The following is a 9,346-nucleotide window of genomic DNA, read 5'->3' on the forward strand; positions in this document are numbered from 1 at the left end:
AAAAAAGGGGCTTTCGAGCCCCTTTTATTTTATATTCTACTAATTTTAAGATTATCCTCCAAAATCATCAAACCTGATGTTTTCTGGTGGAACCCCCATATCATCTAACATTTTTAATACTGCCGCATTCATCATTGGAGGACCACATAAGTAGAATTCTACTTCTTCTGGCTCTTTATGGTGCTTCAGATAGTTATCGTACAAAGCATTATGAATAAATCCAGTGTAACCATCACCATCTTTATCGTCTAAGCTCTTTTTAATTTTCCAATTATCCTCTTCTAAAGGCTCAGAAAGGGCTACTTGGAAATCAAAATTAGGGTTCTTTTCCTCAATATTTCTAAAATGATCTACATAGAACAATTCTCTTTTCGATCTACCGCCATACCAGTAAGAAACTTTTCTGTCTGTTCCTTGCGTGTGGAATAAATGGAAAATATGAGAACGTAATGGAGCCATACCAGCTCCTCCGCCAATATAAATCATTTCAGCTTCGGATTCATTGATGAAGAATTCACCATAAGGACCTGAAATAGTCACTTTATCCCCCGGCTTTCTAGTGAAAACATAAGAAGAGCAAATCCCAGGATTTACATCCATCCATGTGTTCTTAGCTCTGTCCCACGGTGGAGTAGCAATTCTAATATTCAACATAATGATATCACCTTCTGCAGGGTGATTCGCCATTGAGTAAGCTCTAAATATAGGCTCATCATTTTTCATCACTAAATCCCACAAACCGAAGTTATCCCAATCTTCCTGGAAGATATCTTCTTTGTGTCCTAAATCAGGATGTGGAGTAATCTCTATATCTTTAAATTCACAAGTGATAGCAGGTACATCAATTTGGATATATCCACCTGACTCAAAATCTAAAGTTTCACCTTCCGGCAATTGCACTACAAATTCCTTAATGAACGTAGATACGTTATAATTAGACTTAACTGTGCACTCCCACTTCTTAATACCGAAAATTTCTTCAGGTATGCGGATGTGCATGTCTTCTTTTACTTTTACTTGGCAAGAAAGCCTCACATTTTCTTTCTTTTCAGAACGACTTAAGTGACCTTCCTCTGTAGGCAGAACATCTCCAGCTCCATCTTCTACTACACATTTACACATGGCACAAGTACCACCACCACCACAAGCTGATGGTAAATAGATATCTTGACCAGACAGTGTAGATAGTAAAGTGGATCCTGCAGTTGTAACTATAGGATTGTCTTCATCTCCATTAACATAAATATTAACAGGGCCAGACTGTACTAATTTCGATTGCGCAAACAATAGTATCAATACCAATAAGAGTATTAGCACTGTGAAGGCAATAATTGAAGTGATAATTACTGATGTCATGAACTTTATTTTTGTTCTTAATGATTCAATTAATTGAGTTGCAAATATATTATATAAAATGTAAACCTATAAGCTCGGTTCAATATTTTTATTATAATATATTCGAAAAGCTAACAGTATGAACATTCAAAAAGTTGGCGAAATGTGGAAATTATTGCAAAATATTTTTCCAAGTCCCTTTAAGCCTATTGTATTTGATTGTAGAGGGAAGAGCTTTCCAGAAATATTGGTTCATTTCAACTGCAAATGAAGGCTGCATATAGCAATTGATAGCACAGCCCTCACATTCGGGAAGCTTACCTTCTAATGCTGCTAATTTCTGTACCTCATCTGACTTATATAGTTTAAATAAATCTCCATCAATAGCGAAATCCTTTTTTCCTAAATGATAGCAAGGAAGGACCAGTTCGTTTTTGGGTGATATTACAAGAGCAGATGAAGCCGCTTTACAAACAGGGTCCTCTACGTGATTACCTCCATTTTTACGTAGTTCTATAAAAGCATCATTGAGATAAATTTTTTTTCTCTTGCCCATTCGGCTCAGGTATTCTAGATTTTCTTTTGTCAATCCTCCTCCAGTTTTGACGGTATTGTAATCAAAAATCGGATTAACGATTAGTACCAAATCGTTTGAAAGGCAAATACTTTCATAAATTTTATTGAGCTCATCTATATTTTCATTCATGGCCGTAAACAAAATATCGGGCCTTTCTCCTAATGCTATTGCCGCCTCAATTGATTTCATGACAAAATCAAAACATCCTACACCTCTCACTTCATCGTGCTGAGCCGAATCTGCGAAATCTAGCGAAAAATGAAGCATATCAACTAACCCTTTTAATTTTTCGGCTTTTTTTGGATAAAGTAAGCCGTTGGTTGTGATTGTCGTAATGAAGCCAAGATCTTTAGCCATTTTCAGAAAAACCTCAATTTCATTATGTAATAGAGGCTCCCCACCGGTAAAATCAATTACTTTAACACCAAGCTTTTTAAGTGCCTTCAGATTCTGGGCTACGTCTTCCTTTTTTATGTATGGACTTGGTTTTTCCCATATATCGCAGAAATAGCAACTGGCGTTGCATCGATAAGTCACATAATAATTACATAGTACAGGCTTCTTTATTAAACGCATTTTGCTAATTTAGAAATAAGGCTTTCGAAATGCTAAACTGGCCTCAGGAATTATGGATTTAAAAACTAAATTAAAAATAAGAGTTAGTAAACAAGAAATAGAGAACTTAATCAGAGGTTTTGAAGATCAAAATTTTTCATTTGATGAATTGATTGACTGCCTGCAAGTTAAAGAATCTAAATTTCAAGCCTCCTGGCTGATGACTCACTTAGTGGAAAAACATCCTAACATTTTGAATAAATCACACCTAAAAGTGTTTGGTGACCTAGTGAAAAACAATAAACATGAAGGCTTGGAAAGAAATATTTGGCGAACGCTTAGCTTTGTTGATATACCACCAGAAAGTCATGAAGACTGGATTAATCTGGCCTTTGACAGGCTGGAACAGCAAAATACCGCAATCGCTATTCAAGCTTTTGCTATGACTGTTTTGGAAAAGCTTTTAACAAATGAAAATGAATTACGATCGGCTCTCAAAGAAATCCTGGAACTAAAATTAGAGCGCCAGCCCAGTCCTGGCATTAGATCCATAGCAACGAAAACAATCAAAAAATTAAATTCAAAAGCAGATAAACAGTAAGTCGCTGGATACCTAATAAAAAAATGCCAATTGGTCAAATTGGCATTTATAAATAATTATAAGAAATAGAAATTTATTTCAACATCTTCAATAAAGTGGTCAATTTAGTTTTTAGTTGCCTTCTGTCCACAATAAAATCCAAGAACCCATGTTCCAGTACAAATTCCGAACTCTGGAAACCCTTAGGTAAATCTTTCCCAATAGTTTCTCTAATTACCCGAGGACCAGCAAAACCTATTAAGGCACCTGGTTCAGCAATATTAAAATCCCCTAGCATAGCATAAGAGGCAGTTACCCCGCCAGTTGTAGGATCAGTTAATAAGGAAATATACGGAACTTTTGCTTCTGAAAGCTGCGCCAACTTAGCAGAAGTTTTTGCCATTTGCATCAATGAAAATCCAGCTTCCATCATTCTTGCACCGCCCGATTTTGAAATCATTAAAAACGGAACTTTCTTCTTGATAGAATAATCAATTGCTCTTGCAATCTTTTCACCCACAACAGAACCCATAGACCCTCCAATAAAACCAAAATCCATACAGGCCACACATAAATCTAGACCGTTGATTTTGCCGTGAGCTGACCTAACTGCGTCCTTCAAATCTGATTTTTCCTGAGACTGCTTAATTCTAACTGGGTAAGGTTTACTATCTACAAATTCCAAAGGATCACCAGAAGTCATATCCTTATCAAGCTCTGTGAATTTATTATCATCAAAAAGGATTTCAAAATATTCCTTAGAACCAATGCGAACATGGTACTCATCATCAGGACTCACATAAGCATTTTGCTTAAGCTCCCGCATGTGAATAATTTTTCCGTTCGGGGTTTTATACCACAAACCATCTGGTGCTTCTTTTTTATTTTCAGTAGGAGTTAGAATCCCTTTATTTTGTCGCCTAAACCAAGCCATATTGTTTCAATTTTTTATTAAAACCCATATCAGGTTTTAGATGGAGGGTCAAAGATAAATGAATTGCTTGTCAATTGCCAAAGTAAAAGTTTAAAACCCATCAGGATAATTAATTTTCTTCCCTATCATCAAGTATTTAATATATTAGGTGGGCAACCCATATTTCCAGTGAAAACAACAAATTTTGGATTTCAATCCACTATTTTGCTGGTAAATTTCCCCTTTCTAACGGTAACGCTTTCAATAAAACCGACTCATTCAATTGTCAAGCACTATTCCTAATTAGCAGATTCTGAAGTTTATAAAAAAAATAAAAGGGAATCCCTAACAAACGTTAGTATCTGATACACAACATTTTAAAAAATTATCTCTAAAATTTTGATTATATAAAATAACAATTCAAATTTACGGAATGAACGTTCATTCCGCAATCGAAAACAAGCTTGACAAAAAGACATTAATACTGGAGACAACGCTAAAACTGATTTCAGAAAACGGTTTTCACGGGACTCCTATTTCCATGATTGCAGAAACAGCAGGGATTGGCGCTGGTACTATCTATCGATATTTTGAGAATAAGGAAGATTTAATCAATGAACTGTTTAAAGAGATCAAAAGGCAAATCATGCATGCTATGCTAGCCGATTACAACGAAAATGACAGCTTTAAAGAAAGATTCAAGCATCTGTGGATGAATCTAATCACTTTTTTTATGCAGCACCCAAAAGCATTTCAATTCATCGAGCAGCACAGATACGCCAGTTATATGAGTAAATTAACAAGAGAGGAAAGTTTTATGATCATGTCTCCTGTTATGATGTTCTTTATTGAAGCCAAGCGAGAGAAGGCTATGAAAGACCTTCCAGTTTACACCATAATTTCTTTATCATATGGACCAATAACCTCTTTAGCAAAGCTGCAAATTGATCATCAACAACACTTAAGTAAAGAACGCATTGAACAAGCTGCAGATGCCTGTTGGGATGCTGTCAGAAGAATTTAAATAAAATTACAAACATACAATTATGAAGACACCAAATGTAGTTTTTAACGGAATTGGCTCTTATATTCCAGATAAGATCATTCCAAATGCACATTTCTTAAATCATGAGTTTTACCAGGAGGATGGAAAACCGTTTGAAGTCCCTAATGAAGAAATCATTCAAAAATTTGAAAAAATTACGGGAATCAAAGAGCGAAGATATGCCAATGATGACCAATTAAATTCTGACTTAGGTGCAATAGCTGCAAAAAACGCTTTAAAGAACAGCACTATTGATAAAGAGGAATTAGATTATATTATTTATGCTCAAAACTTTGGGGACATAGAGGCTCATACTAACAGGATTGACAATATGCCCAGTCTGGCGGCAAAGGTCAAAAACAAACTTGGAATTCAAAATCCTGATGTAGTATGTTATGACATTATATTTGGTTGTCCAGGGTGGGTCCAAGGTGTGATTCAAGCTTACCAAATGATCAGAAGTGGGTTTTGCCGACATATAATGGTCATTGGTGCAGAAACACTTAGCAGATGTGTTGATCCACATGATAGAGATGGAATGATATTCTCTGATGGAGCTGGAGCGACCATAGTTTCGGCTTCATATGATGACGATCGTAAAGGAATATTAGGTTTTGCAAACAGAACTGATGCCAATGAAGAGTTGAGTTATTTGGCAATGGGCAAATCCAATAAACCTGGCATGGATAATGATGCTCGTTACATTAAAATGAAAGGCCGTAAAATATACGAATATGCTTTGGATGAGGTAGCTACAGCCATGCAATCGGCCCTCAAACGTTCTGGTATTTTTATGGAAAATATCAAAAAGGTGTTGATCCATCAAGCCAACGAGAAGATGGATGAAGCTATTTTAAGAAAGCTTGGTCAGCTATATAATCTAAGACTAGAAGCCAAAGATATGATGCCCATGACGATCCAAAAATTTGGTAATAATTCAGTAGCAACAGTGCCAGTCATGCTAGATTTAGTTTTAAAGGGAGAAATTGAAGGCCATGAAATTAAGGAAGGAGATGATATTATCTTAGCATCCGTTGGTGCAGGGATGCATATTAACGCCATTATCTATAGAATGTAATTTGGACAAAAAAAAGACCGCAAATGCGGTCTTTTCAAACTCTTGAATTGTAAAAGAATTAACCTTCTACTTCTTCTTCAACCTCTTCAGCTGCTTCTTCCATTTCTTCTCCACCTTCTTCTACTTTATCCTCTGCTTCTTCTTTGATTTCTTCAGCAGCATCACCCATCTCATCACCAGCATCTTCTACTGCATCTTTGATTTCTTCAGTTGATTCTTCAATCTGATCTTTTGCTTCTTCTTTTTCGCTTTTGTTATCGCAAGCAACTACTGCTAAGGTGAAAGCACCTAATAAAAACAATGTGAATAATTTTTTCATAGTTTAATCGATTATGGTTTAAAGTGTAAATGTATCTAATTATTTAGATTGACAAAAGTATCTATCTATTTTTTTCTAAAAACAAGCTTGATTGGCACCCCTTCAAAGTCAAAATTCTCCCTTAATCTGTTCTCAAGGTACCTTTCGTAAGGTGGCTTTATGTATTGAGGAAGATTACAAAAGAATGCAAAAGTTGGTGTATATGTTGGTAACTGTGTTACGTATTTTATCTTAATATACTTCCCTTTAAGGGCAGGAGGCGGATATTTTTCAATCTCTTTTAGCATTACTTCATTCAAAGCTGAGGTACTCACCTTTTCAGTTCGACTGAAATAAATTTTTGTAGCCAGTTCAATAGCTTGAAATATTCGCTGCTTTTCAGTTACAGATGTGAAAATAATGGGAATATAATCTAATGGCCCTAATTTCTCCTGAATTTCTTTTTTGAATTTATCATGAGTTTTTCCATCTTTCTCAATCAAATCCCACTTATTAACCATGATCATAATGCCCTTTTTGTTCTTATGGGCGAGACCAATAATTTGCATGTCCTGGGATTCAAATCCACGTGTAGCATCAATCATGATAATACAAACATCACTATCTTGCAGTGCTTGAATGGCCCGAATCGTTGAATAGAACTCTATATCATCCTTTGTTTTAGTTTTTTTCCTCAAACCAGCCGTGTCCGTCAGGATAAAATCCTTTCCATATAGCTTATAGTGAGTATTTATAGAATCACGTGTAGTTCCTGCTATATCAGTTACAATAGTTCTTTCATCACCTAGTAAAGCATTTAAAAATGAAGATTTACCTGCATTAGGGCGTCCCAAAATTGCTAATCTGGGAATTCCTTCAAATGGATCTTTGTGGTCATCGTTAGGAAATAGTTCTACTACAGCATCTAGCACTTCTCCTGTCCCAGATCCGCTGGCAGAGGACATGCTAAAAACTTCATCAAAACCTAAACCATAAAACTCTCCTGCCATGTAGCTCTTTTCTGTGCTGTCTGCTTTATTGGCAATTACGAACACGGGTTTACCAACTTCTCTAACGATATTGGCAAAATCTTTATCCATATCGGTCAAGCCTGTATGGCAATCCACCATAAACAAAATCACAGTGGCTTCTTTCAGCGCTTCTTTTACTTGTTTTCGAATTTCTTTTTCGAAGATATCACTAGAACCTGTAACGTAACCACCGGTATCAATGACGGTGAATTTTTTACCTGTCCATTGCGCTTCACCGTATTGTCGATCTCGCGTAACGCCCGATTCGTTATCCATAATCGCTTGCTTTCGCTCTACTAGACGATTAAAAAAAGTGGATTTTCCGACATTCGGTCTTCCTACTATTGCTACTATGTTTGACATTTTTAATTACGAATTAATAATTTTTTAATTACGAATTGGAAATGAGCACTGAACTTTATTCCATCTTCGCTTTTGTAGTTTTTTGTATTGAACCAATGATTTTCAATATTTCTTCACACATCTCAATCATAATTGATGCAGTATTAGGTTCTAATAATCCAGAATCTTTTATTAGCCTTAACCAATAATGTGTTTCTCTTGCCTCTTTGTATGAAATTGAAAGTTTAGCTAAAAAGTCCTTTCTTGATTGAGCGCCAATCGCTTCCTCGACATTTGCCCCGATAGAAGTACCTGATCTTAATACTTGGGAGGATATCTCAAAATGAGTTCCCCTTTTTAATAATTGAGCAATTCTAATAACCTCTAGAGCAAATTGATAACTTTTTAATTGAATTACATTTTGCGATTTCATTTTTGGGGATGTTTAGTTGAAAATTTTTCATGAGATGAAGTTAATAAAAACTATCAATGTCATCTCAAATTTCCCAATTGATAATTCGTAATTCGTAATTATCTAATAACCAAATCTCTTCAACTTCAAATCCTTTTTCCGCCAGTCTTGCTCTACTTTTACGAAGGTTTCCAGGTGGATTTGCTTATTGAAGAAGGTTTCTAGATCCTTGCGAGATTCAATTCCTACCTTCTTAATCGCTTCTCCTCCTTTGCCTATGATAATCCCCTTTTGAGATTTCCTTTCCACATATATCTCAGCTCTTATTCTAATGATGGTTTCATCTTCCTTAAATTCGGTGACCACCACCTCACAACTATAAGGCACTTCTTTTTTATAATTTTGAAATATCTTCTCTCTGATGATCTCCTCTACAAAAAACTTCTCCGGTTTATCCGTCATTTCCTCCTTTGGAAAGTAGGGAGGATGAACCGGAAGCAAATCAATTAATTTATTGAAAAGACCATCAATATTCACTTTTTCCAAAGCCGAGACCATAATTTGATGATCAGGCTCAATAATTTCAGCCCAATATTTCATTTTGTCCTCCGCTTGAGAACCTTTCGATTGATCAATTTTATTCATGACCAATATAATGGGCACTCCACTATTTTTAATTCTGTCAATTAAAACATCGCCTTCTTCATACTTCTCATACAAATCAGTTACAAAAAGCATTATATCAGCATCTTCCAGCGCAGCTTTCACAAATCGCATCATGGAATTATGCAGTTCATATTGCGGACTTAGAATACCAGGCGTATCGGAATACACAATTTGAAAATCTGCACCGCTCAAAATACCCATAATTCTATGTCGAGTGGTTTGAGCTTTGGAAGTAATAATAGAAAGACGTTCCCCCACCAAAGCATTCATTAAAGTAGACTTTCCCACATTTGGTTTTCCTACTATACTTACAAATCCGGCCTTGTGCTGATTTTCTGACATCAATTAAAATTTATTTTGCAAAGGTACTTGATTTTTCGAAAACCTTATCATACCTTTGTAATCCTTTTGAGGGAAACACGAGAAAAAGTGTTGAAAACAAGAGTTTATATCGCGGGGTGGAGCAGTTGGTAGCTCGTTGGGCTCATAACCCAAAGGTCACAGGTTCGAGTCC

General features: G+C 35.8%; 10 protein-coding genes. 3 read left to right on the forward strand and 7 right to left on the reverse strand.

All coding sequences use genetic code 11. The features are described 5' to 3' along the window. Positions 1-51 precede the first annotated feature (51 nt). Both nqrF and AAC601_RS18760 read right to left on the reverse strand, forming a co-directional pair. Positions 52-1,356 (reverse strand): NADH:ubiquinone reductase (Na(+)-transporting) subunit F, encoded by a 1,305-nt coding sequence (gene nqrF / locus AAC601_RS18755; protein WP_303270621.1) that lies wholly within the window; start codon positions 1,354-1,356, stop codon positions 52-54. Positions 1,357-1,507: 151 nt separating this feature from the next. Then, entirely contained in the window at positions 1,508-2,488 is a 981-nt protein-coding gene (locus AAC601_RS18760) for a radical SAM protein (protein WP_340154096.1), read from the reverse strand. Between the two features lie 52 nt (positions 2,489-2,540). Here AAC601_RS18760 and AAC601_RS18765 point away from each other — a divergent pair, with 52 nt between their 5' ends. Then, a complete protein-coding gene (locus AAC601_RS18765) occupies positions 2,541-3,068 on the forward strand; it encodes a hypothetical protein (protein ID WP_340154097.1) in 528 nt (175 codons plus the stop codon). Between the two features lie 73 nt (positions 3,069-3,141). Here the strand turns inward: AAC601_RS18765 and accD are convergent, their stop codons facing one another. After that, complete coding sequence (gene accD / locus AAC601_RS18770) at positions 3,142-3,981, reverse strand: acetyl-CoA carboxylase, carboxyltransferase subunit beta (RefSeq protein ID WP_303270625.1); 840 nt, start codon at positions 3,979-3,981, stop codon at positions 3,142-3,144. A gap of 412 nt (positions 3,982-4,393) precedes the next feature. Here accD and AAC601_RS18775 point away from each other — a divergent pair, with 412 nt between their 5' ends. Both AAC601_RS18775 and AAC601_RS18780 read left to right on the forward strand, forming a co-directional pair. After that, positions 4,394-4,984 carry a TetR/AcrR family transcriptional regulator gene (locus AAC601_RS18775; RefSeq protein ID WP_303270626.1) on the forward strand — a complete coding sequence of 197 codons (591 nt, stop codon included), beginning with the start codon at positions 4,394-4,396 and terminating at the stop codon, positions 4,982-4,984. A gap of 22 nt (positions 4,985-5,006) precedes the next feature. Further along, positions 5,007-6,083, forward strand: coding sequence for a 3-oxoacyl-ACP synthase III family protein (locus AAC601_RS18780; protein WP_340154098.1), 1,077 nt, complete (start codon positions 5,007-5,009; stop codon positions 6,081-6,083). Positions 6,084-6,141: 58 nt separating this feature from the next. On the opposite strand, the gene AAC601_RS18785 is transcribed toward AAC601_RS18780, so the two are convergent. From AAC601_RS18785 to era, 4 genes are all read right to left on the reverse strand, one after another. Further along, positions 6,142-6,402 (reverse strand): hypothetical protein, encoded by a 261-nt coding sequence (locus AAC601_RS18785; RefSeq protein WP_303270629.1) that lies wholly within the window; start codon positions 6,400-6,402, stop codon positions 6,142-6,144. A gap of 65 nt (positions 6,403-6,467) precedes the next feature. Next, positions 6,468-7,775, reverse strand: coding sequence for a ribosome biogenesis GTPase Der (gene der, locus AAC601_RS18790; protein WP_303270630.1), 1,308 nt, complete (start codon positions 7,773-7,775; stop codon positions 6,468-6,470). Positions 7,776-7,830: 55 nt separating this feature from the next. Further along, complete coding sequence (locus tag AAC601_RS18795) at positions 7,831-8,187, reverse strand: four helix bundle protein (RefSeq protein ID WP_340154099.1); 357 nt, start codon at positions 8,185-8,187, stop codon at positions 7,831-7,833. Between the two features lie 102 nt (positions 8,188-8,289). After that, positions 8,290-9,174, reverse strand: coding sequence for a GTPase Era (gene era, locus AAC601_RS18800; protein ID WP_340154100.1), 885 nt, complete (start codon positions 9,172-9,174; stop codon positions 8,290-8,292). Positions 9,175-9,346: the final 172 nt, after the last annotated feature.

The organism is uncultured Marivirga sp. (assembly GCF_963974845.1).
Classification (GTDB): Bacteria; Bacteroidota; Bacteroidia; order Cytophagales; family Cyclobacteriaceae; genus Marivirga; species Marivirga harenae.